At 49.8% G+C, this 25572-nt stretch carries 13 protein-coding genes; 4 read left to right on the forward strand and 9 right to left on the reverse strand.

All coding sequences use genetic code 11. The annotated features are described in order from the left end of the window. Position 1: 1 nt before the first annotated feature. Entirely contained in the window at positions 2-1396 is a 1395-nt protein-coding gene (pheP, locus tag SK36_RS15145) for a phenylalanine transporter (RefSeq protein ID WP_045440895.1), read from the reverse strand. Between the two features lie 385 nt (positions 1397-1781). Between pheP and SK36_RS15150 the strand changes: the two genes are divergently transcribed. The 3 genes from SK36_RS15150 (at position 1782) to SK36_RS15160 (ending at position 13683) form a co-directional block, all read left to right on the forward strand. Further along, a complete protein-coding gene (locus SK36_RS15150) occupies positions 1782-2957 on the forward strand; it encodes a coiled-coil domain-containing protein (RefSeq protein ID WP_048221897.1) in 1176 nt (391 codons plus the stop codon). A 613-nt stretch (positions 2958-3570) separates the two neighbouring features. Further along, complete coding sequence (locus tag SK36_RS15155; RefSeq protein WP_048221898.1) at positions 3571-4149, forward strand: helix-turn-helix transcriptional regulator; 579 nt, start codon at positions 3571-3573, stop codon at positions 4147-4149. 195 nt (positions 4150-4344) lie between these two features. Continuing rightward, entirely contained in the window at positions 4345-13683 is a 9339-nt protein-coding gene (locus SK36_RS15160; protein ID WP_048221899.1) for an autotransporter outer membrane beta-barrel domain-containing protein, read from the forward strand. A 172-nt stretch (positions 13684-13855) separates the two neighbouring features. On the opposite strand, the gene SK36_RS15165 is transcribed toward SK36_RS15160, so the two are convergent. The 4 genes from SK36_RS15165 to rclA all read right to left on the reverse strand — a co-directional run bounded on the left by SK36_RS15165 (position 13856) and on the right by rclA (position 18002). After that, on the reverse strand, positions 13856-14623 hold the full coding sequence (locus SK36_RS15165; RefSeq protein ID WP_048221900.1) for a putative bifunctional diguanylate cyclase/phosphodiesterase: 768 nt from the start codon (positions 14621-14623) through the stop codon (positions 13856-13858). A gap of 102 nt (positions 14624-14725) precedes the next feature. After that, on the reverse strand, positions 14726-15307 hold the full coding sequence (locus SK36_RS15170; RefSeq protein WP_190284553.1) for a helix-turn-helix transcriptional regulator: 582 nt from the start codon (positions 15305-15307) through the stop codon (positions 14726-14728). A 21-nt stretch (positions 15308-15328) separates the two neighbouring features. Then, positions 15329-16024: a flagellar brake protein gene (locus SK36_RS15175; protein ID WP_048221901.1), complete on the reverse strand. Its 696-nt coding sequence runs from the start codon at positions 16022-16024 to the stop codon at positions 15329-15331. Between the two features lie 649 nt (positions 16025-16673). Further along, complete coding sequence (gene rclA, locus SK36_RS15180) at positions 16674-18002, reverse strand: reactive chlorine resistance oxidoreductase RclA (RefSeq protein WP_048221902.1); 1329 nt, start codon at positions 18000-18002, stop codon at positions 16674-16676. A 233-nt stretch (positions 18003-18235) separates the two neighbouring features. Here rclA and rclR point away from each other — a divergent pair, with 233 nt between their 5' ends. Then, positions 18236-19090, forward strand: coding sequence for a reactive chlorine-specific transcriptional regulator RclR (gene rclR, locus SK36_RS15185; RefSeq protein WP_048221903.1), 855 nt, complete (start codon positions 18236-18238; stop codon positions 19088-19090). Positions 19091-19126: 36 nt separating this feature from the next. Here rclR and SK36_RS15190 read toward each other — a convergent pair whose 3' ends face one another. The 4 genes from SK36_RS15190 to SK36_RS15205 all read right to left on the reverse strand — a co-directional run bounded on the left by SK36_RS15190 (position 19127) and on the right by SK36_RS15205 (position 25432). Then, positions 19127-22270 (reverse strand): CusA/CzcA family heavy metal efflux RND transporter, encoded by a 3144-nt coding sequence (locus SK36_RS15190; protein ID WP_048221904.1) that lies wholly within the window; start codon positions 22268-22270, stop codon positions 19127-19129. A gap of 11 nt (positions 22271-22281) precedes the next feature. After that, positions 22282-23574, reverse strand: a complete 1293-nt coding sequence (locus SK36_RS15195) for an efflux RND transporter periplasmic adaptor subunit (protein ID WP_048221905.1) — start codon at positions 23572-23574, stop codon at positions 22282-22284. Positions 23575-23651: 77 nt separating this feature from the next. After that, on the reverse strand, positions 23652-23999 hold the full coding sequence (cusF, locus tag SK36_RS15200) for a cation efflux system protein CusF (protein WP_045440871.1): 348 nt from the start codon (positions 23997-23999) through the stop codon (positions 23652-23654). Positions 24000-24049: 50 nt separating this feature from the next. Then, positions 24050-25432, reverse strand: coding sequence for an efflux transporter outer membrane subunit (locus SK36_RS15205; protein ID WP_045440869.1), 1383 nt, complete (start codon positions 25430-25432; stop codon positions 24050-24052). Between the last annotated feature and the right edge of the window lie 140 nt (positions 25433-25572).

Consider the following 25572-nt stretch of genomic DNA (forward strand, 5'->3'; position numbering starts at 1 on the left):
ATTAGCGGGCTTTACGACGCAGCAGTTTGAAGGCAACAAACAGGAACAGGATCCATGCCGGCAGCAGCATGGCCGACAAGCGCATATCATCCATGGTACACATCAGCACCAGGATCAAAGCAAGGAAGGCAATACACAGATAGTTTCCGACCGGATATAACAGCGCCTTGAACTGGGTATCACGCCCCTTGCGACGCATCGCCGCACGGAAACGCAGATGCGCCAGACAAATCATAATCCAGTTCAGCAACAGGGTCGCAACCACCAGCGCCATCAGCAAACTAAACGCTTTTTGCGGCAGCACGTAGTTGATCAATACCACCAGCGATGTGATAGCGCCGGAAAGAATCAATGAGTTAACTGGCACGCCGCGACGGCTGACACGGGTTAGAAACTTCGGTGCATTCCCCTGTACCGAAAGGCCAAACAGCATACGGCTATTGGAATACACGCCACTGTTATAGACCGACAGCGAAGCTACCAGGATAACGAAGTTGAGCGCTGAAGCCACCACGTTGCTGTCAAGATTATGGAAAATCATGACAAACGGGCTGCTGTTTGATTTCACTTCCACCCAAGGATACAGCGCCAGCAATACCACCAGTGAGCCGATGTAAAACAGCAAAATACGATACACCACCTGGTTTACTGCTTTCGGGATACTTTTTTGAGGATCCTGTGCTTCAGCCGCTGTAATGCCGATCAGCTCCAGTCCACCAAAAGAAAACATAATCACTGCCAGCGACAGGATCAAACCATTCCAGCCGGTAGCAAAGAAACCGTTGTAGCGCCAGAGATTATCGATGCTCGCATGTTCACCGCCGTTGCCGGAAAACAGCATCCATATACCAAAACCAATCATGCCGATAATCGCCAGCACTTTAATTAGCGCGAACCAGAATTCCGTTTCACCATACAGACGAACGTTGACCAGATTGACGGCATTGATAATAACAAAGAAAGCGGCGGCCCAAATCCAGGTCGGGACATCGGGCAGCCAGTACTGCATGTAGATCCCGGCTGCGGTAAGCTCCGCCATGCCGACCAGTACAAACATTACCCAGTAGTTCCAGCCAGACAGAAAGCCGGCAAAGGGTCCCCAGTATTTATAGGCAAAGTGGGCAAACGATCCGGAAACGGGTTCTTCAACCACCATTTCGCCCAACTGACGCATAATCAGAAACGCGATTATTCCGGCGACACCGTAGCCCAGCAGGACCGCAGGTCCCGCCATCTGAATTGCCGGGCCAATCCCCAGAAACAGGCCCGTGCCAATTGCGCCACCCAGCGCAATTAATTGAATATGGCGGTTTTGCAACCCCCGCTGAAGCGTCGGTTCATTAGTCGACGCGGCATCGGACACACTAGTGTCAGATGCAGTTGACGCGTTTTTCACGCCCTACCCCTGTGTGGTTTTTATTGAAGGGGCTTCTTTTAACATTTCAACCTGGTTGTCGCAAGGCGCAATCGTTTGGATACGCCGGGCTGCCTTAACTCAACGCGCCGGGGCTCAGGATAAAAAATCAGAAGTCACCGCTCACGAAAATCTTCAATACCAGAGTTCGCGCAGCTTGCGGACGATATAAAAGATGAAACGAGGCTTTGAACACCCGAACAAATGCGCGTTACTGCCGCTTTTTTATAATTACCGTGAATTATTCTGGACGAAAAGGCATCGCAGGCCACAGAATGCGCTTTACTGTTTTTCCAACATTTTCAAACGGGTGAACCCACTCTGGTATCGGTCACTCGTTTTTGAGCCACGCCAGGCAACGACTGTCATGAATAAGATCATTAAACGACTCGAAATCGTCAAAAGCGCCATCGAACTGGAAGATGAGGAGATTATTTTCCAGCAGCTGGCACATCTGAAAAATGAACCATTGGCAGTCATTCCTGGTGCGATAGTACAGGCTATCGAAGAGCGACGTTTCAACGATGCCCTACGCGAAATTTCCGGCTGGTTACAATCTCAGCGAGCGGTATCAACGTGGCAAGACCCTGGCATCGCAGCCAGTAAACTCGAACTAAAAGCGCTCGAGTCACAACTGCGAGACCTTATTGATAAGCGCAACACACACATTCAAATCCTGGATGAATTTAACGACCTGTACCATCTTCGCCTCGGCCCGTTAATGAGCCGGATTCTGGAACTGCGCAAACAACTGGCCGCCAGCGCACTGCGCAAACAGGAAGCGGAGAGAAAACGACGGGAAAAAGATTATCAGTCCTGCCAGCACTATATTTCACAGGCCGTTGATCAACTGGCAAAACTCAAACAGCACTGGGTGAACCTGAGTTCTGACTCCCGTGAGTCCGTGGAAACCCGTCAGCGTATTCAGCAACAAACTGAGCTTATCACCGCCCTGCTGGCAGAAATCCGTGAACTGGAAAACGATTTTTCTCGTCAGGACGACCGCGCTACCCGGCAGGCTCAGGAAGAGGCCAGCCATGAATATGATGAATACCAGGAACAACAGCAGGATGCTCAGCATCGCTTTACCCGCGATCAGCGGCTATCTCCGAATGAACGTAATGAGTTAAAACGCCTGTGGCGTCAGGCCAGCCGCCTTTGCCACCCGGACGTCGTGGCAGATGATTTAAAAGAAAAGGCACATCAGATGATGGTGCAGCTTAATCAGGCGCGACAAAATGCCGATCTGGCAGCCGTTCGGGCATTGCTTACCCAACTGCAAAGCGGCCTTGAACCAATGATGGCAAGTGACCGACTGAACGATCTGGAGCATTTACGCAGCAAAATACAGCAGCTCAGAGAGCAAATTAGTGCTCTGCTCAAAGAGATTACCGAACTGGAAGCTGAAAACGCCTGGCGCCTGGCCACTTCAGTGACGGATAAAGAGGCTTATTTTTCAGATCAACAACGGGCATTAACGGAGATCCGTAACACGCTGGAAGTACAGGTACAACAAGTGGAACAAGAGCTGTTGGCCAGTTGAGGATTCTCGGGTTGCGTGATGAACACAGTGGTGATGGCATGAGTGATTTGCGCATTAAGCACGAATAGCTCATTTTGACATTAAATTTTAAAATTTACATAAAACTAAGGATAAAATCATAAAATATAAATAATTAAAGACATTTAATTCAAATATGACAATATTTTCATCTACCAACAACCCTCATACTTTACTGCCCTGACGCTGGTTAAGAATTCTCTCACCCCCTTCCCTATCTGTTAAGAACACTACATATCTTATTGTATTAAAAAGATTTTTATAAAATAGCCATCTATAACCCTAAGAATCCCCTGTCTTTGTCACACTGGCTGACAGGAAACCCCGACGATTCATAAGCGAAATCTATCAATCATCTGCTCAGAGGTGAAATAAACGATTTATCTTAAATTTTCACAAAGAGTAATATCTACTTTAAGAATAGTTAATTATTTAAATCAATACAGAGAATATCTGTTAAATCCGAATAAATAAGGATGCGTTCAAACCGAAGAACGGAATACGAAATTTAATTAACACTTCACGCGTCGTAAAAAACTCTTTTTTAGCATAAAAAAGAGGCGATTGCTTGCACCAAAATTTCAAGGAGATCGTTATGTCTAAGGCTGTTTTTTTGGGTGATTCAATTTACCCCTGGCTAGGCATGCGAGAAATCCTACGTGGCTCATCATTATTAATTGATATCGCGTACTTTTCCTCACAGACGCTTTCTGCCGTCAACAAGCTATCTCATGAAACAGATTGCATCATTATTAACCCCGGCAATTCAGATTTATTAAAATATGCCCGGATTATCCGCAATATGGCTTTACATCCCTCCACGAAAATTATCGTTCTGGCAGATGAAGTCACCTTCTCTATATTTCAAACTGTTTGCGGGATGAACATGCAGTTTCTGGATCAAGACGCCAGCCTTGATCAGCTACTGCATACAATAACTCGTATCACACAAAACAAAAAATCACGCAATATCAAAGAACTGAACAATAAAATTACAGCTAACGAATTCAACGTAATGATGATGCTTGCCCGAGGCTGGTCGCTGACACAAATCGCCGGAGCATCACAAAAAAGCGAAAAAACTATTGGAGCGTACAAAAGCAACATCGCCAGAAAACTCGGTAAACATAATACCCGGCTAAAGTACACCATCTCCCACTATAGCCAGTCGTAACTTACTTATTTAAGGATACTGATAACGGTTATTTTTTAAGAGGCTTACTTACGGCTCTTTTTTTATTCCGCATAGCCCGGAAGGGGTCTCTATTTCCGAAAATTAATTTACCCGGTAGCACACCCGCGTGCCAACCATAGCCAACAACTCAACGTAATAACACATGCAATACAGAAATGCAGACGAGGGTTATATATGAACAAGGTTTACAGCATTATTTGGAACGCGGCGCTCGGTATCTGGGTTGTCGTTTCCGAATTAACCAAAGGTAAGAAAAAAAGCAGTTCGCGTAAAACTGTCGCGGTACTCGCGGCTACAGCCTTAATTAGCACCTCGCCACTCGTGGCGGCGGATGACATCGGCAACCATGATATTTCTGTCGATTATAATAATATTGTCATTCAACCTGGTACAAATGACGACGTTCACAATGATGGCTTCCTCTACCAGAACACCACTAACGGTGCGGTGTTAAACGTCACTGGCGCATTGCCGAAGATTGAGCAAGGCCAAACCGGCCTTGTCGAATCGGCGACTATTGAGCAGTTGCTAGAGCAAAAGAAAATCACCCTCACGGCGACCATTGGGGGCGTTACCACTCCGATTACAACCGTTGAAGAACTGGAAAAGTATTACTACAACCAGCCGACGACGACGCCTGCTCAGGATGACAAAATCACCGTCATTGACCCTGCATTACAAACCCCGGCAGATATGCAGGTCTACAACACCGATGAACTGGTTCACTATCTGACCGAAACCCCGTTAGAAGGCATTACGTTAAACACCTACGACGCAGCCCTTTCAAAAATCTATAACAACTTTGGCATTGCGCAGGCCAGCAACGGTTCGACGGCCAATCTGAACATTGGTAACGATCAGAAAAATGCCCGTGATGATGAAAACACCATCAAACTCCTGGCTAAAAACAGCTCGTTACTCGAAGCCAGCGGCGCAGATAGCAAGGTTAACTGGATATCCGACAACTACATCTCATTTGGCGCCGCCCCCGTTGTCCCGAATAAAAGCTTTAACGGTTCTCAGACAATGGACCAGTTCGGCAAAGTGTTGACGATCGATACCTACGGATACGACAGCGAAGGGAATGCGGTGAAAACCGGTACCCAGGAGTTCGATATCACCAATACCGAAGAGCTTGGCGACCTTAATGACTGGCTGCTGGGCGAAAGTGATACAACGGTCTTAAATGCACAAGGGAACAAGGTAAGCCAGCTGCAACTGATGCTGGACGCCAATCGCGCCACCATGTCGCTCAAAGATGTTGAAGACTGGTATGCGAAGTTGATTACCAGCGTTTTACAGTCCGATACGGTAACCGGCTCGGTTGACTGGGACTATAAAGTCTGGACTGATGGCGAGGGTCATACTAATAACGCCACGATCGGTAATACCGAGCTGCACGCTGTCTACGCACATGGCGCGGGCGCAACAGGCACAGTGACACAAGATTCTGTACTGGCGGTAGACGGCAGCATTAATGGCGTGATGAAAGGCACGGAAGGTGCCGTTATTACGAACCAGGGCTCCCTCAACGTACTACGTACTTCCACAGGCCACAGTCTGGCGATTGGTATGCTGGCGGAAAACGCTACGGCAACCAACACCGGTACCATCAACTCCGGCTTGTTCATCGATAAAGATGGGCGACAGGCTCTGAATAGCTACGGCGCTATCGGTATGCAGGGCAAAGGGGCCAGTACCGTTACCAACGATGGCATCATTAACCAGGCCATCACGACGAATAACTATGGCACCGCCTCAGCTGCCAACCCATGGGATACCAACACCACGGTAACAACGCCAATTACGCTGGCCATCGGTATGCAATTATCGGGGAACTCTACCGGGGTTAACAACAAAACCATCAATATTGTGGACGGTAACGCCAACGGTGCCTCTTTCGGGAAAGGCACAGCCTACGGCGTTGAAGTAACTGATGGCGCAACCTTCACTAACAGCGCTGGTGCATCTATTTATCTGGGCCGTGATGGTTCCAATACCTCTCAGGATGTTGCGATGGCTGGCGGGTCAAACCTTAGCGCCGGCATCCACGCGCGAGGGACTGGTACCGTGACTAACGCGGGAGATATTACCCTCGGTACAGGCGTACGTAATGCTGCAGGTATTCTGGTTGCTGGTGCGGCCGGGAATGTCATCAACTCCGGCAAAATTTCGGTTAATGGTAAGACATCCGGGCTACCAAACTACGGGATGTCGGTACATAACAGCGGCGCCAATGCGGGTCAAACTATCCGTAATGATGGCGAGATTAATGTTAACGGCAAGAATAATATCGGCATTCATGTCCGCGCAGACAGCACGGATGCCAAAGTGACCACCAGCCAGGCCGGTCAAATTACGGTGAACGGTGAAGGAGGAACCAATGAGCGAAACTACGCCATTTGGGTTGAAGGCTCCTCCAGCAAGCAGGCAGTTGCTGATATCTCTTCCGGCATTACGCTGAATGGTACCGGGGACATCGGCGTTCACGTTCGCGGTAGCGCAACGGCGAATATTAATAACGACAGTAGCCCTGTGTTTAGTAATACCGACCAGATTGGCTATTATTTGTATGGCGCCAAGGCAGTCGCGAAGATTGGCAAGACGGAGATGAATGATAATGGCCAGACCAATACAACTGTCTTCCGTATTGCTGAGGGCGCTACATTTGCCGGTAACAGTAAAGATCCGATAACCGATACCCCCTCCAATATTAAGCTGACACTCAGCGGTAAGAATTCTGTTGGTGTACTGGGTACCGGGAATAATACCCTCGTTCAAACAGGTGAAGCGACGTTCAACGTCGGTGGTCAAGGCGCATCGGCCATTGTGATTGAAGGCGGTGCAAGCGGTAATATCAGCGATAAAACCACCATTAATTTGACCGGTGTCGAAACCACTGCCGGCATCGTCGACGGCCAGGCGCATAATTTAAACGGCTCCAACCAGGGCAACCCTGTCGAAACCACCCTCATCTCTGACGCCAGCATCACCTCCGAAGCCAGCGGGAACAAGGTTATCGCGTATGTAGCGAAAAATCTGGGGAATATTATTCTCAACGCGAAAGCACTGGTGGATCTCGACAGTATCGACAGCATCGGTGTCGATGTGCAACAGGGCGGACGTTTAACAAATAACTCGTCCAACGCTTTACATGTCAGTAACGGTATTGGCGTACGCGCCTCCGGCTCTGATGCGCAGATCAAAAGGCTCGGACAGATCAAGGTCGACGATGGTACCGCTGGCGTTTTGCTGACAAACGGTGCCGTACTGGACATTACCGCCGCGGCCGGTGACTCCATCATCACGAATGGCACCGCCGACGGTATTCGCCTGGATGCCGGTGCAGGCTCTCTGACAGCCAAAGGGGTTTCCATCAGTGCCTTGGGCACTGGCGCGGGGATCCAGAACGACGCCAACAGTAGCGACATTACGCTCAATGATGTCACCATTAATGCCAACGACGGCTCAGGTATCCGTACCAGCGTTGCGCTGAATGTAAAAGACGGTGCGGGCAATAAGCTGAATGTCACCGGCAGCGGTACCGGTTTTGCTTTTGAAGAACGCGACGGTAGTGCTGTGAAGGGCGATCTGAATATTGGTACGGGTTACACCGTGCTCGTCCATAACGCAGCAGGTAATGCCACAGGGAGCGGGATCCGCGCCAATACCAGTGGTAATGTCACCACCAGCGCCGACATTACCGTTCAGGACAGCACGGGTGATTCAGCCGTTATCGCGAAAAATGTTAACTCTCTGACCAACAACGGGAAAATCATCTCTAATAGCGTCAATGGTCCGGTGATTGATGCCAGCGGCGCTAACGGTAAAACCATTACCAATACGGGAACTATCCGCGCCGCCAGCGACACAGCCGTGGCAATTCAGTCCGGTAACGGCAATGACACCATCAATATCAACGGCGTTGAAACGGTAGGTGTCATCAATACCGGAGCTGGCACGGATACCGTTAACTGGTCGAAAGGCACCTTTGCAGGTGAAATGAATTTCGCTGGAACCAGTGGAAACAATAAAGCCAATATCGGTAACGTCGAGCTGGGCAATACGCGCCATATCATCACTGCAGCAGGTGCAGGTAACGCCCTCACCTTTACAGATACGCATGGCACGGGTGCCAAAATTGGCAGTCTGGGCAGCGATAATCTGGGCACAGGCACGAATATCGGTACCGGTTGGGACTCACTCACGCTTACCGGCTCTCAGGCCGATATGCGCATCGTGGATCGTCTGACACTGGCGAGCGAAACGATCGCCGTTAATAACGGGGCAACGCTGCGCACTGGCGACCACGGTGAGTCCAGCAGTAATGCCGCCACCATTGGCGATTACAACATCACTACTAACAACGCTGCCAGCAAAGTCATCTTTGATACAACGGGCGACAATAACCAGGCTCAAATCTATAACGGCATCATCAGCGGCAGCGGGAATTTTGAACGTGCGGCGGGCGGCACTACGATCTTCACCGCCAACAACACCTATACCGGATCCACCACCATTGATCAGAGTGGCACGCTGCAGTTAGGTTCAGGCGGGAATACAGGGGAAGTCAGCGCAGTGTCGAATATTCTCGACAACGGCATACTCACCATTAATCGTGCCAATAACGTGCTGCTCAACGGCATCATTTCCGGTATTGGCGCGCTGCAGCAAATTGGCGGCGGGACTACGCGTTTGGGCGGGAACAATGCCTATAAAGGTGATACTACCGTCACGAGCGGGGCTCTGTTGGTTAATGGTAACCAGAGTGCTGCTACTGGCATAACCACTGTCAGCAACGCTGCCACACTGGGTGGTAACGGTGTGATCGGCGGTCACGTGGTGATGAACGATGCCTCGACAATCAGCGCCGGTGACGGTGGCGCAGGCACGTTATCCATTAACGGCAGTTTGCAACTCGGCAACAAAACAACCTCCGCCTTCGAGCTGGGTCAGGCCTACACGCCTGGCGGCAAACTGAACGACCTGATTAACGTCACGGGCGATCTGCAACTTGACGGTACGCTGGATGTCACCACTTCGCAGGGCGGTAATTTCGGACCGGGTGTATACCGTATTTATAATTACGGCGGCACGCTAGATAACCAAGGGCTGGATCTGGGCGCGATCCCGGACAGTCAGGATAAGAGCAACGTTTTTGTCCAGACCTCTATCGATAAACAGGTAAACCTGGTTAACGCCAATGGCGTCACCCTGCAATTCTGGGACGGTGCGACCGTCAGCCAAAGCCACGGCGCAACGGGTATCGAAGGCGACAGCAAAATTGACGGTGGCGATGGTAAATGGATGGCGATCGGCAACCAGGGTGATAACAACTGGACGACGGCAACCGGCGAAGGCAACGCACCATGGGCACAAAAATCTTTCGCCGTGTTCACGGGCAATGCCGGTACGGTAACCGTTGATAAAGCTGCGGGTGAAGTCAACTTCTCCGGGGCGCAGTTTGACGCTGATGGCTATGTCGTCAAAGGCGATGCGCTCAACGCCTATGCCACCACAGAAAATGCGACGCATGCGGGTCAAACACCCGGGACTGGTGAACTGCTGCTGCGCGTAGGGGCCGGCGGCGCGGGGCAAAATTACACCGCCACCATAGAATCCATCATCCGTGAAGCCAGCACGAGCGATAAGCTAACACTGGTGAAAACGGACCTCGGTCGTCTGATCCTGAGCGGCGACAACGAGTATCGTGGCGGAACACGAATTGATGGCGGTACGCTGCAAATTTCTTCTGACAATAACCTCGGACAAAGCGGCACAGGTCTGGAGATCAACAACGCTTCGACATTGCAATTAGGCGCGGATCTAAGCACCGATCGTACCATCACGCTGGGTGCGAATACCGATGCAGAAGTGTTTGACCTGAACTCACATCACTTCACCCCAACCGGAGATATCACCGGTGATGGCAAACTGAAAATCACCAGCAGTACAAGCGATGCGGGCAGTACCCTGACGCTCGACAGAGCAAACAGCTACAAAGGGGAAACCGAGGTCGCAGGTACGGGCAATGCTAACAATGTTACCGTCAACGTAAGCAAAACCGGCGCATTTGGTAGCAATGACAGCAGCACAGTTACCGTTAATAAAGGCGCGACAGTTAACGTTAGCGGGACGGATACCAGTCTGCAATCGCTCACCATGAACATTGCCGACAGCCTGCTAACCCTGGCTGACAATGTGACAGCCGCGAGCGCGAAGCTGAATCTGACCGGCAAAGCGAAAGCAGTATTAACTCAGGATTCCACTGCAGGTGACGCAACGGTTAACGTCGGGAAAGACAGTACGCTGGCGCTGGAAGACAACACCAGCGGCGGCAGTGCCGATGTGACCAACAGCGGATTGATGACCTTTGCTGACCTGGCGATGGCAGAAAACGCTGTCGTCAAAAACCAGGCTGGCGGTATGGTCGACATCAGCGCGGTAAACAGCGCAACGTCTATCGGTTCGCTGTCTGGCGCGGGTAACGTTGAGCTGGGTAATAAATCCCTGTCTCTGGGCAATCTGAACTTTGATGACACTATCAGCGGTGTCATCAGCGGGAATGATGGCAACCTGGTGAAAATCGGTACCGGCACGTTAACGCTGGAAGGCGACAACACCTATACAGGCACCACGGATGTCGATCAGGGCGTGCTGCTGGTGAACGGTAATCAGTCCGCCGCAACAGGTCAAGTCACCGTAAAATCCGGGGCTACGCTCGGTGGTAACGGTATTATCGGCGGTGCAGTCGATGTGCTGGATAACGCCCATATTACCGCCGGTGCAGCGATCAACAGCGTGGGTAAACTAACGACTGGCTCTCTGACGCTCAGTGATAACGCCCAACTGGATTATCAGTTTGGTCAGGCTTATACCCCAGGCGGGGCCTTCAACGACCTGATTGATGTGAACGGTGATCTGACGCTTGACGGTAAACTCAACATTGAGACATCGCCAGGCGGAAGTTTCGACGTTGGTGTCTATCGCGTCATTAACTACACCGGTACGTTAACCAACAACGTGATGGACATTGCTAACGCGCCGGAAGCTGCAGACAGCCTGTATGTACAAACCTCGGTGAAAAATCAGGTCAACCTGGTCAACCATGCAGGACTGACACTGCGCTTCTGGGACGGCACCGGCGGTGAGAATGGCGAACTGAAAAACAACGGCGTCATCAACGGTGGTGACGGTATCTGGCAATCCAGCCAGGGCAACGACAACTGGACAACCGATGAGTCCACACCAGAAGGCGCATTAAACGCACCGTTTACCGATGCCGCATTTGCTGTCTTCCAGGGGGAAGCAGGCAACGTTACCGTTGATAACAGCAAAGGCGACGTGATCATCAGCGGTGCGCAATTCGCTACCGATGGCTATCGCGTAGGTGGTGAAGCCATCACTACCGATACGGCCGATACGTTGATTCGCGTCGGCGATGGTACTGTAGACGGTATCAACTACACCGCGACCATCGACAGTGTGATTCGCGGAACCGGTGGTTTGAACAAAGGTGACCTCGGAACGCTGATCCTCACCGGTGACAATACCTACAGCGGTGGAACTACCATTACGTCTGGTACGTTACAAGTGGCTGGTGATACCAACCTCGGGGCGGCAGATACCGGGATCACCTTCAATGGCGGTACGCTGAAATATGGCGACGCATTTGATACCGCGCGTCAGGTCACTCTGGAATCCGGCGGCGGGACATTCGACACAAATGGGTATGATGTTTCTCTGCTGACGGAAGTCGAAGGTTCCGGTCAATTGACCAAAACCGGTAAAGGCATACTGACACTGACGCTGGACAATACCTACACCGGCGGTACGACTATCGAGCAGGGCGTGTTGCAACTGGGTAACGGCGGTAATATCGGCAGCGTACAGGGGGATATCGTTGATAACGGCATTCTCAATATCGATCGTGCCGATACGCTGGCATTAACCAGTAATATCAGCGGCGAAGGCCAGTTGTATCAGACAGGCAGCGGCACCACTGTTCTGCAAGGTTCCAATACCTACAGCGGAGCGACCCTGATTGCCAACGGCGTACTCGAGGCAGGTAATACCGATACCCTGAGCGCAGCATCACACCACTATGTTGCTACAGATACCGCGCTGAATACGCAGGGTTACAACCAGACGGTGGCAGGACTGGATAACGGTGGTGATGTATCGCTCCGTGGTCAACAGGTCGGTTCAACCATAACCGTCAAAGGGGATTACCGTGGTGAAAATGGTACGTTGCAAATTGCTGCAGCGCAGAACACCAGCGGAACAGGCATTGCGGATCGCCTGATTATCGATGGCGGTCAGGCCAGCGGCAGTACCCTGCTGGATGTTGACGGTTCCGGTCTGGGCGCTCCGACAGTTGGTGATGGTATCGAAGTGGTTACCGCGCTCAATGGTGCAACTACCACGGCGCAAACCTCACAGGATGCTTTCCATCTGGCCAGCGCGCACATGGCTGCGGGCGCCTTTGAGTACCAGTTGCATGCCGGGAACACACAAGGCCAGGGAGAAAACTGGTATCTGAGAAGCGAATACCGTCCGGAAACAATGCTGTACTCCGGCCTCGCCAGCGTCGTTCGTCAGGGAGACATCAGCCTGTTGGGTAACATGCACCAGCGAATGGGGGATGATGTTAAACCGGGTATTGATGAAGACAACCGCGCCTGGGCCAGAATGATCGGTTACTCCGGTAAAACCAAACTGGATGATGCGGCAGGTACGCAAACCAGTTCACATACCACGGGTATCCAGGTCGGCGTCGATATGTATGCTACTGAAAGCTGGAAAGCCGGTATGTATGCCAGCGTTCTCGACATTGACAGTAACGTTCAAGGGACGAAAACGGGGAGCAATGGTAAAGGCGGCAATATCGACGACAACGCATTTTACGTCGGCGGTTATGCTACCTGGTTCTCTGACGATGGTATGTACGTCGATAACGTCCTGCAGTACGGTAACCATAAATCCCGTCTGTCCGCATCAGGTAATAATGGTTCATATAGCGTGAGAGGCAATACCCTGACGGCTTCGACGGAAGTGGGTAAATCATTCCGTTTAGGCGCCAGTGCCTGGAGTCTTGAACCGCAGGCGCAGTTGATCTACCAATACAGCGACTTCGACAACAGTACGCTGGATGGCGAAACCAAAACGAAGGTTAATCTGGATACCGCAGATTCATTTACCGCTCGTCTGGGTGTGCGCCTGGTCGCCGACTACGATACCAACCATGGCAAATTCCAGCCTTATGGCCGGGTAAACGTCTGGCAGGGTCTGGGTTCAAAAGACAAAACGCACTTTAGCAACGCGGTCGCAACCACTACGCTGGAATCATCACAGCAGTACTCCAGTACTGAAGTTGCAGCCGGCCTGAGCTGGTCTATCGACAGGAATTTGCAGGTCTACGGTGAACTGGGAACCCAATTCAGCAATGGCAGCAATAAGTCGCAGGTTGAAGCCCCGGTGAATGCATCGATTGGCTTTAAGAAATCGTTCTAACCCAGCATAAACTTAACCAGCCTCCTGTTTTCACAGGAGGCTTTTTTATGCCCGCTGACTATCAGTTCTACAGGCATGGAGCGGGAAGTTAAAACGAATGTTGCGAGCAGGCCGGATAAAGCGTCAGCGCCGCCATCCGGTGAAAATCAGGGGGTAATGAGACATTGACAGGTTAACGGTTATTTTGCGTTAACAGTGCGGGGATCTCTTCGGCCATTACCGGAGGAGAAATAAGAAAACCTTGAATTTTATCACAGCCAATATGCTTCAAACGTTCTAACTGCGAGGGAGTTTCCACCCCTTCCGCCAGCACCTCAATACCAAAATTGTGTGCTAATGAAATAATACCTTCGACGATCTTTGTTGATCGGGTGTCCGGTTCAATTCCTGCGACAAATTCTTTATCAATTTTTAAGGTATCAAAAGGATATTTCAACAGGTAATTAAGATTAGCATGCCCGGTGCCAAAATCATCCAGAGCTAACTTCACCCCTATCGATTTCAACTCTGTCATATTTTTAGCTGCTATATGGCAGTCACGCAAAGGTGAGGTTTCCGTGACCTCTATTTGGCATCGGCGGGCCGGGAGTCCGCAAGCAGCAAGGTTTTGCCTGATACGTTGGGGTAAAAGGGGATCGCAGAACTCAAGTGCGGAAATATTTACTGATAACGAAAGGGGATCGGGCCAGGCTGCTGCAACGTCCCACGGAGGATTGGTAACCATATCTTCAATTGAAAATATATTGCCGCGGTCTTCCAGTAGCGTAATAAAAACATCGGGAGAAATCATGCCCATTTGCGGACTATTCCAACGCATAAGTGCTTCAAACCCGCTAATTTTCTGGGTGGGCAAGTCAAATATAGGCTGATAAACCATATAAAGCTGAGTGGTATTCGCCGCCTTTTCAAGCGCATTTAGCAGCTCACTGGAATTTAACATCCCCCCTTCCCCCTTTGTAACCATATAAATTAAAAACCAGTTAAAGTCACTCCCAGGTTGTATCTACTTTTATGCGTGTGATATCAGAAAAGAACGGATAGGTTAGGGTAAAAAAGACAAACTATGTGTAAACCTGACAATCAACTTGTTCAAATCAGATGTATTGCTCAGCCCCAGTTTGGTGACGGCCTTCATCTTGTGAGCCTGAATAGTTTTATAATTCAGGCTAACTAACTCCGAAATTTCTCTGGCTGTATAACCATTTACCAGCAGATTCAGAATCTGCTGCTCTCTTTCGGTTAATCTTTTTTGCGAACGATACAGTCGGGGATTCCATTTCCCTACTGCTAACGTGGCTAATTGAGAAAAATCACGCAATGAAGACTTTTCAGTCAAGACAATGACTTTCTCAATATATAATAACTCAACACATAATTTCGCCACCAAACTATCGGCAACAATCACGATAACGTTATTATAAAATTTAAATCTGTTTTTATTCAAATACTGCACAATTGCGGAACATGGCTGTTCATTGTTAATGATATTAAAAACCATGGTTTGATGCTGGCCCAATGATGATTGATGCAACATGTCCTCAAACTGGTAGGTTTTGATCGGTACATGTTTGCTTGTCAGATAGGCGAACATACCGTTGCCTACAAAATTATCACTGCCACACATCAACATCCTGTTCACCATTCCTTATAAACTTCTGATCTTGTTACTCATTAAAAATTTGATGATTATTTTCTCAACTTCTGCCTCTTCACGACGGTTCCTGAAATCAAACCCGCATGAAATCTGATAGCAGGAATACAATTGATTATCCTCATCAAATTCGTTGATCATGACGACATCAATAACTTTTAAATCAAGCTGCAAATTTCCAAACGTATCAAAATCCAGAGAGGCACCTTTAATCACTGCATCTTTATAAAGAAAACGTGCATTCACATCTTTAACAATTAATGCGCAACCGCCCTGTGAGATGTTTTTTATCTTAAATGAGTAGTTTTCTCCGTTTTTGTAACGACCAAAACAGAAAAAATCATAGCCCTTCAAAAAAGAGAACCGCTGATTCTGTCGCTGCTGGGCAAAGAAAATCATATCCGGGATGGCATAAGATAATCCTGCCTCCGCACCTGCTGTCGGACTCTTTTCGAGTCTGGCGCTGAATTTGATAATCCCGCTATCGCTGTGCAGGATAAAGTATTGGACCTTTTCAGGGATGATGTCTTCGTGCCAGGAAATCATAAAGTGTTCAAAATCAATCTTTTCTAACTGCGTGATAACACTGCTGTTTTCACATAAGACTTCCAGCTTCGTCTTTTTGTGCAACTCCTCACGAAGGATGGCGATGATTTCAAACTTGTTTTCCTTGGCTAATCCAAAACTCATACAAAAACCCTTATTTCCATATTTAAGATATGTCTCGGTCTCAGTCTCGATTACCGACAAAACACGAGATCAGCATCCACCCCTGGTGCTTAATAACCTTAGTGGATTCCATGTCAAACTGTTGATGCGAACTTAAGTTTTTAACTATCTTTAATCTTACATTGATATGTAAAAACGTTTGATGAGAATTAATTCTAGCTGAAGCCAGGCCTAAAACCATGTGAAGTTGCGCATCAACAATAACAAAAAGGAATAAGAAACAATTCTATAATTCCATTTAGGGATAAAAATAACGTAAATTTAGCCGGGTATAATAGATAACAATGGGTGGGCAAGGCGGAACGACTAAGCTGAGCGCCAGCTATGGTTTAATCGCTGACAGGAAAATGGATGCTTACGGCGTAATATCATTAGCAAATGATATAATCATGATGGATTATTTTAATAAAGCGAATAATTAATATTGTAGGTGTGTAGGTAAATTTAACTTAAGTTAAAAAAGGCCAGCATTAAGCTGACCCCGGTAATTACCGTATTAAACGATAATGGCATACTATCTTACAGAGGGTATAACGTTAGAAAATAAGTACTACTGATTAATTTCTGTCCGAGCTGAATGCAAAATCACCCTTAAGGCAGATCCCTGGATTTATGACTTTATGAGAGAAAAAAGATCGTTGAGTGATTCACTCATCGTCGGGTGCGTAAATATTTGATCACGCAATACGGTATAAGGTAACCCTGCATCCATAACGGTTTTGACGATATTAATCATCTCATGAGAGTCCGCACACAATAGTGATACTCCCAATATACGTTGAGTGTTTACATCAATCACGGCTTTGAGGACGCCGCGTGTATCATCCATCACCCGCGCTCGTGGGATTGCCGCGACAGGTAACGTTACCACCTGGACCATTGCCCCGCTGGCACGAGCCTGTTCTTCACTCATCCCTACACGAGAGAGCGGCGGCGTCATAAAAACGGAATACGGCACATTCTGGCGATCGCCTGAATTGCGTAAACCTTCGCCAAATAAGCTGTCGCGGACAATGCGGAAATCATCCAGTGAAACATAGGTAAATTGCAAACCACCGGTTACATCACCCATCGCCCAGATGTTATCTGCAGAAGTCCGCAGATATTTGTTCACAATAATCCCACCGCGCTCGTTCACATCCACCCCGGCGTTCTTTAGCTGCAGATGCTCAGTCGCGGGTTTTCGCCCTGAGGCAACCAGCAGCGCATCCACAGTTCGAAGACCTTCCGGCGTCTGTAGCTGCACCATGCCGTCATGGGACGATACCGACTGTACATTGGCGTTGAGAATTAATTCTACGCCCTGGTCACGCAAAATTTGGGCGATGGCCTCGGCGATATCCCGATCTTCACGCGGTAAAAACAGCGGTGCCGCTTCAAAGATTGTTACCTGGCTGCCAAAGTTGGCGAACATGGACGCGAACTCGAGGCCAATATATCCCCCGCCCAAAATACCAAGACGCTGTGGGCGCTGCGTCAGATTCAACAGCCCGGTACTGTCAAAGACTCCAGGAGTACCGGACAGGCCTGCAATATCAGGAATAATTGACTGCGCGCCAGTATTGATAAAGATCTTCTCGCCGCGAACTTCAAGTGTTCCGGTCGGCTGAATCACCCGCACGGTATGGTTGTCGATAAACTCAGCGCGCCCTTCAATCACATCCACATTGTCCAGATCAGCGAGATTATGGAAGTTTTTATCACGCAAGAAGCTCACAACAGAGGCTTTACGCTGCATCGCTGCGGCAAAGTCATGCTGCAATTCAGCATCATGCACCAGGGTTTTGGTTGGAATGCAGCCGATATTGATACATGTTCCACCGTACATAGTATTGGACTGCTCGATGATAGCCACCTGCCAGCCCTTTTGTGCCAGGGCCGCCGCCAGCGTCTTACCCGCTTTACCAAAACCAATAATGATTGCCTGGTATTGATTCATGCTGTCTCTCCGCAAAGTCACTGTTCATTTGTTAATCCAAAGTATACGGAGCGATATGCCAGAAAAGCCTATCCATAACGCGATTGTTTTTGTCCAATCGTCTAAACAGCAATAAATAACTTACTCAGTCGATATATTGAAAATACACTAACTTTTTGACATTAATAATTTAATATAAAAGTATGTTATTAGTGCTGCTATCCCCCAACAATAAAAATTGTTCAGGAGTCTTTATGGATACCCTTAGCCGATTACTGATGCTTAACGACCCGCAGGGATCTATTGATAAAAATTGCCTGCTCAGCAGAGACTGGCAATTGCCACACGCTGCGGGCGAATTGTCAGTTATCCGCTGGCACACCGTGACCCAGGGGGCTGCCCAACTGGACATGCCTGATGGAACCTCGTTTACGCTTCGTGCTGGTTCGATTGTGATCCTTGCGCAAAACTCAGCGCATCGGCTTTGCCAGTCTGGTGAGGAACAAACGCATATCGTCTGCGGCAGTTTACGGCTACCGCCCTCCTCTCGTTATTTTTTAACCACGCTGCCGGAAGCACTAATACTGGCACCGGATGAAAATAGCCACGTCGGCCACTGGCTCAGGGCGATGATTGTGCTACTTCAGGAAGAATCCTCAACCGACCTGCCGGGATCGGATGTGGTATGCAGTCAGCAGTGCGCAACGCTGTTCACACTCGCCGTTCGGCAATGGCTGACACAGGCTACGCCCGCAAAGAACGTACTAAGTTTGTTGTTGCACCCCAGACTGGGGGGCGTGGTTTTCCTGATGCTGGAATCGCCCGCGCATCCCTGGACTGTGGAAGAACTGGCACAACGCGCGCATATGTCGCGGGCTAGTTTCGCGCAGTTATTCCGCGAGGTCTCAAACTCTACTCCACTCGCGGTATTAACCACATTACGTCTGCAATTCGCCGCTCAGATGTTGTCACGTGGCTCTCAGCCACTGATTGTCATTGCCGAATCGGTAGGCTATGCCAGCGAGTCATCGTTTCACAAAGTCTTTCTCCGACAATTCGGTTGCACGCCGGGAGAATACCGAAAACGGGTAAAAGCGCTGGAGTCATAGCGCGCGCCCCGGTCAGAAGCACGCGCTTTCAGGACGCTATTTCTGAGAGCGATGTCGATGTAGCCACATCAGTTTATACGCCGCAGGAATGATAAATAGCGACAATAGCGGCGCGGTTATCATGCCGCCAATCATCGGCGCGGCAATACGACTCATGACTTCCGACCCGGCCCCTGTTCCCCACAATATTGGCAATAAACCGGCGATAATCACCGCCACGGTCATCGCCTTGGGACGAACACGAAGTACTGCCCCGTGGTAGAGCGCTTCATCCAGCTTATCCGCTGTAAAAGTTTGTGGATTTTCCAGAGCCGGTTCGGCTTCTATGGCGTGACGCAGGTACATCAACATCACTACGCCAAACTCAGCGGCTACTCCTGCCAGTGCGATGAATCCGGTTCCGGTCGCTACCGACAGATGGAACCCCATCCAGTAGAGGAACCAGATCCCCCCCACCAGCGCAAATGGCACGCTGGTAATAATCAGCAGCGCCTCTCCAACGCGACGGAATGCCAGATAAAGCAGCACGAAAATAATCATTAGCGTCATCGGTACCATCAGTTTTAGCTTATGGCTGGCTCGCTCTAAAAGCTCAAACTGACCGGAGAACGCCACGCTGGTCCCCGACTTTAACTGTACATTTTCGGCGATCGCTTTTTTTAGATCGTTAACCACCGAGACCATGTCGCGATCGCGTGCGTCGATATAGATCCAACTGGTGGGCCGTGCATTCTCGGTTTTCAGCATCGACGGTCCGGAAACGACCTTCACATCCGCCACATCAGCCAACGTGATCTGCTGTTTCATTGGAGTCAAAATCGGCAGTTGACGCAACGTTTCAGGGCTATCGCGGAAGCTTTGCGGATAGCGCAGATTGATCGGATAGCGTGCAATCCCTTCAACCGTTTCCCCCACCATGGCGCCCCCCACTGCCGAGGTAATAAACAGCTGCACATCACCTACGGTCATGCCATAGCGCGCGGCCTTCTCACGGTGAATATCCACACTGAGATAGCGACCACCTTCCAGTCGCTCCGCCAGTGCCGAAGCCACACCTGGTACGGTTCTGGCCACTTCTTCGATTTGCTCAGCCGTGGCGTCAATATCTGACAACACGGTCCCCGACACCTTAATACCGATTGGGCTTTTGATCCCTGTGGAAAGCATATCGATACGGTTACGAATCGGCGGCACCCACAGATTCGCCAACCCAGGCAAGCGTACGGTTTTGTCCAGCTCCTCGATGATTTTGTCCATCGTCATCCCCGGACGCCACTGATCCTGTGGCTTCAGTTGGATCGTAGTTTCGACCATCTCCAGCGGCGCGGAGTCAGTTGCCGTTTCAGCCTTGCCGGTCTTACCAAACACGCGCGCCACTTCCGGAACTGTCATGATCAGCTTGTCGGTTTTTTGCAACATGTCCGCCGCTTGCGCCGCCGAAATCCCCGGCAGTGTTGATGGCATATACAGCAGGTCACCTTCATTAATCTGCGGTAGGAACTCGCCACCGACTTTATTAATCGGCCAGATAACCGTAAGAATCGACAGCACCGCCACCAGCAGGGTGGTCTTCGGCCAGTGCAGTACTTTCAGCAGTAGCGGATGGTAAATACGAATCAAGAAACGGTTGAGCGGATTACTACTTTCCGCCGGAATTTTGCCGCGGATCCAGAACCCCATCAGGATCGGGATCACCACGATTGCCAGAAACGCCGCCCCCGCCATGGCATAGGTTTTGGTAAACGCCAGCGGCCCAAAGAGCCGTCCCTCCTGCCCCTCAAGGGTGAAAATGGGAATAAACGACAGAGTAATAATCAGTAAGCTAATAAACAGCGCCGGACCAACTTCTACCGAGGCGTTAGTGATCACCTGCCAGCGTGTTGCGTTATCCAGCTTTTCACCCGGATGCTGATGTTCCCACTCTTCCAACCGCTTATGCGCGTTCTCAATCATCACGATCGCGGCATCAACCATCGCGCCAACCGCGATGGCAATCCCACCAAGCGACATAATATTGGCGTTCAGTCCCTGAAAATGCATCACGATAAATGCAATACACAGGCCCAGCGGGAGAGAAATAATCGCGACCAGTGCCGAGCGGATATGCCACAAGAACAGAGCACAAACCAGCGCCACGACGATAAACTCTTCCAGAAGCTTGTAGCTCAGGTTATCAATCGCACGATCAATTAGCTGACTGCGATCGTATGTTGTAACTACCTCAACGCCTTCCGGCAGGCTGCTTTTTAGCGTTTCAAGTTTGGTTTTAACGGCAGAGATCACCTCACGCGCATTTTTACCTGAACGCAGAATGACGACTCCGCCAGCCACTTCGCCTTCACCGTTCAGCTCAGCGATCCCACGACGCATTTCCGGTCCGATTTGTACGCGCGCAACATCACGCAGGTAAACCGGCACACCGTCTGCCCCTGACTTCAGTACAATGTTATTGAAATCATCGAGTGTTTGCAGATACCCGCTGGCCCGAACCATGTATTCCGCTTCCGCCATCTCCACGGAAGAACCGCCCGCTTCCTGGTTAGACGCATCCAGCGCAGACTTCACTTCAGACAAGCTGATGCCATATTGCGTCAGCTTCATTGGGTCAATAACGACCTGATACTCTTTGACCACTCCCCCAACCGAGGCGACTTCCGCCACGTTAGGGATGGTTTTCAGTTCATACTTTAAAAACCAGTCCTGAAGAGAACGTAATTCGGCCAGATCGTGTTTTCCGCTGCGATCCACCAATGCATATTCAAATATCCAGCCAACACCCGTGGCATCCGGTCCCATTTCCGCACTGACACCCGCTGGCAATTTCCCCTGCACCTGGTTGAGATATTCCAGGACGCGGGAGCGCGCCCAGTAAGGATCAGTGCCATCTTCAAAAATGACATATACGTAGGAGTCGCCAAACTGCGAAAAGCCACGGACTGTTTTAGCCCCCGGCACTGACAGCATGGTGGTGGTCAGTGGGTATGTAACCTGGTTTTCAACAATTTGCGGGGCCTGGCCGGGGTAGCTGGTTTTGATGATCACCTGAACATCAGAGAGATCCGGCAAAGCATCCACGGGCGTGTTGATGATGGTCCACGTTCCCCAGATGCTGAGAAATAACGCCCCCATCATCACCAGAAAACGATTAGCTACCGAGCGACGGATAATCCATTCAATCATTTGTCATATCCTCAGTGTGCATGGGTCGCCGGAGCGGGCATTGCTGCGGCATCTGGCGCATCACTTTGCCGGGCCCGCATACGATCCAACGCACCGGAGATATTCGCCTCGGAGTCAATCAGGAACAGACCGCTGGAAACGACTTTTTCACCTTCAGCCAGACCAGAGCGAATAGCCGTTAGCCCCTGAGATTCATGGAATACCGCAACCTGCTTCGGTACAAACCGTCCTTCGTTATCAACGGTGATCACCCGCTGCTCCGTGCCGGTATCAATCAGCGCTTTAGATGGGATAAGCAACATCGGTTCACTTTGCGTTTTCAACTTCAGATAAGCATTCATCCCCGGTTTAAGCGCCTCGTCAGGGTTATCAACCTGCAAACGTAGCTGGAGAGTTCGTGTGGTAGCATCGACGCTCGGCAGAATGCTCCACTTGCTGATGGTAAAGGGTTTATCAGGCCAGGCTGGCACGGTGATAGAAAACTGCGAGGCATCTTTAAGCAGCCAGGCGATAGACTCCGGGACCGACGCGCTGACCCACACCGGATCCATACCCTGAATTTTCGCCACAACATTGTCTTTTGAAATGTTCATGCCGGTACGCAAATCAAATGCGGTAATCACCCCATCAATAGGTGCTCTCAGGGTGAAGCGTGTCTGAATTCTGCGGGTAGATGTTAAACGCTGAATGTCCGCCTCTGGCATACCGGCCAGACGTAACCTTTCCAGAATACCTTCAACCTGTGTGGCGGTACCGCCGGTCTCACGTAACAGCAGGTATTCACTCTGCGCCTCAACCCAATCCGGGATTGTCAGGTCGATTAGCGGCGCGCCTTTTTTAATTTTGTCACCCACGGTGAGCGGATAGACCTTTTCGATAAAACCAGCGGAACGCGCCTGCACAATGACAAACTGATATTCGTTATAACTGACGTTTGCTGGAAATGTTTGCGCATACAGTAATGGCCCACGGCGCACAGGTTCCGTTTTTAATCCCAGATTCTGAGTCTGAGTCGGATCGATACGCACTCCCGGCGCAGAAGCGCTCGCAGTCTCTTCATCGGCATACTTCGGGATCAGATCCATATCCATGAACGGCGATTTACCTGGCTTGTCAAAGCGTGTATTCGGATACATTGGGTCATACCAGAACAGAACTTTACGGGCTTCTTTTGGCGAAGGTGACGCTGTATCGGCCGAAACGTTTGCTGATGAAAAATAGGTATAAACACCGACAGAAATAATCCCACCGGCAATCATGCCTGCGAGTATAAGCGCGGTATTTTTAATTTTTAAAGACGCCATAGTGATTTCCATTGCGCGAGTGTCTTACCCGCGTGCAAAACAACCCGGGTAAGAACAGAAGAGACCTGCGGACTTCGTTATTTACTGATGTGAATATCTCGTAAGACAGAGAGATTTCCCTGCTGCACAAAAGTAAACGCCACTTTATCGCCTGGTTTAATATCATCAGCACGTGTATCTGAGACTTGCGTAAAACGCATCGTCATTGCGGGCCAGTTCACCGCCGGAATAGGCTCGTGTTTAATGGTGATTTTTTTATTTTCTGTATCAATAGATTCAATCACACCGGTTGCGCTAATTGTTTGTTCCTGTTGAGCCGTTGGCTCCATATTCATCATGGAACCATGCTGATGCTCATTTGCCTGAGCATTAAACATAACCACAGATAAAAAACTAAACAGAGCGGCTTTGGCGGTAATATTCATAAATCATTCTCCTGACAGTTTAATGCAACTTAAATATGACGAATATAGGGTTATTCCGCCCAACCGCCGCCTAAGGCAGCAAACAGTTTAATTTCATTAACCTGTTGGGCGTAATTAAGATCGAGCAGCGATTGCTGCGTTGCGAATAAAGAACGTTCTGCATCCAGCACCTCGATATAGCTCACTGCACCATTCTGATAAAGTGCTCTAGCGCGTTGCAAAGTGATCTGCAGGGACTCCAGATAGCGTTGCTGGGCGGTAATCTGATCGGCGAGGCTTTGACGTAACGCCAGCGCATCAGCCACCTCTTTAAACGCGTTCTGAATTTTTTGCTCGTAATTTACTACCGACTGTTGCTGACGAATTTCTGCCAGATCGAGATTTGACTGATTACGTCCGGCGTTAAAAATCGGAATATCGATTTTCGGGACAAAGTTCCACATGCCGCTGGCGGCATTAAATAAGCTGGAGAGGTCGCTGCTGCTGGCGGATACTGAACTGGTTAGCGTAATTGACGGGAAAAATGCCGCTCGCGCAGCGCCAATATTGGCATTTGCCGCCATTAAAGCATGCTCAGCTTCCATAATATCTGGCCGCTGGAGCAGTATTTGCGAAGGGAGCGCTGGCGGCAACGTCACTGCTTTAATATCGCCATGGCTGCGCGACCGATCGTCTGGTAATTTTCCGTAGGTTCCGAGCAACAGCTGCAATGCATTATTCGCCTGCGCCAGTTCACCTTTACGTTTTGCGATATCGCTGCGCGTACTTTCAATCACGCCCCGAGCCTGTTCCAACGCCAGAACATTGGTGCTTCCGGTTAATAACTGTTTCTCGACAAAGGCGTAAGAACGCTGATAATTTTGCAGCGTTTCTTCCGCAATTTTCAGCTGCGCATAAGCCAGACGCTGATTGAAATAACTTTGCGATACATTGGAGATTAACAGGATATGCACCGCCCGACGTGCTTCTTCACTGGCAAAGAAGTTCTGCCGGTCGGCTTCACTCATATTTTTTAGCCGACCGAAAAAGTCCAAATCGAAACTGAGATTCAGCCCGGCCTCAAATTCCCGGTTAGTGCTGGTATTGCCTTTTAATTTTCCGCTATACGTGCCGCTGGAGCCTGCATTAATCTGCGGATAACGGTCAGCATCCGTCACGCCATATTGTGCCCTCGCTTCCTGAACCTTGAGGGTTGCCATGCGTAAATCACGGTTATTGAGCAGCGCCTCACCTATCAACGCCTTTACCTGCTCGTCCACAAAGAAGGTGCGCCACCCCGTATCTTGATACCCCGCTGGTGCAGAAACCAGCGTGTTCTGGCTTAAAGAGAATTGCTGCGGCACCGGCAAGGCCGGGCGCTGATAGTCCGGAGCCAGAGAACAACCGGCGAGAACAAAAATAGCGCTGAGGGTAAGAAGTTTAAATTTGCACATAGCTCTTCTCGTCCGGACCGGACTGATAACCGTAAAATGAGTGTGAATTTATCGACTTGTACCTTACCTAATTGACTCTGTTTAACCGGTGACAGGTAAATGACAAAACTGTCATTTTCCCAATAACTCATTGCTATCCG

Origin of the sequence: Citrobacter sp. MGH106, from assembly GCF_001037495.1 — a bacterium.
In the GTDB taxonomy this organism is placed as follows: domain Bacteria; phylum Pseudomonadota; class Gammaproteobacteria; order Enterobacterales; family Enterobacteriaceae; genus Citrobacter; species Citrobacter murliniae.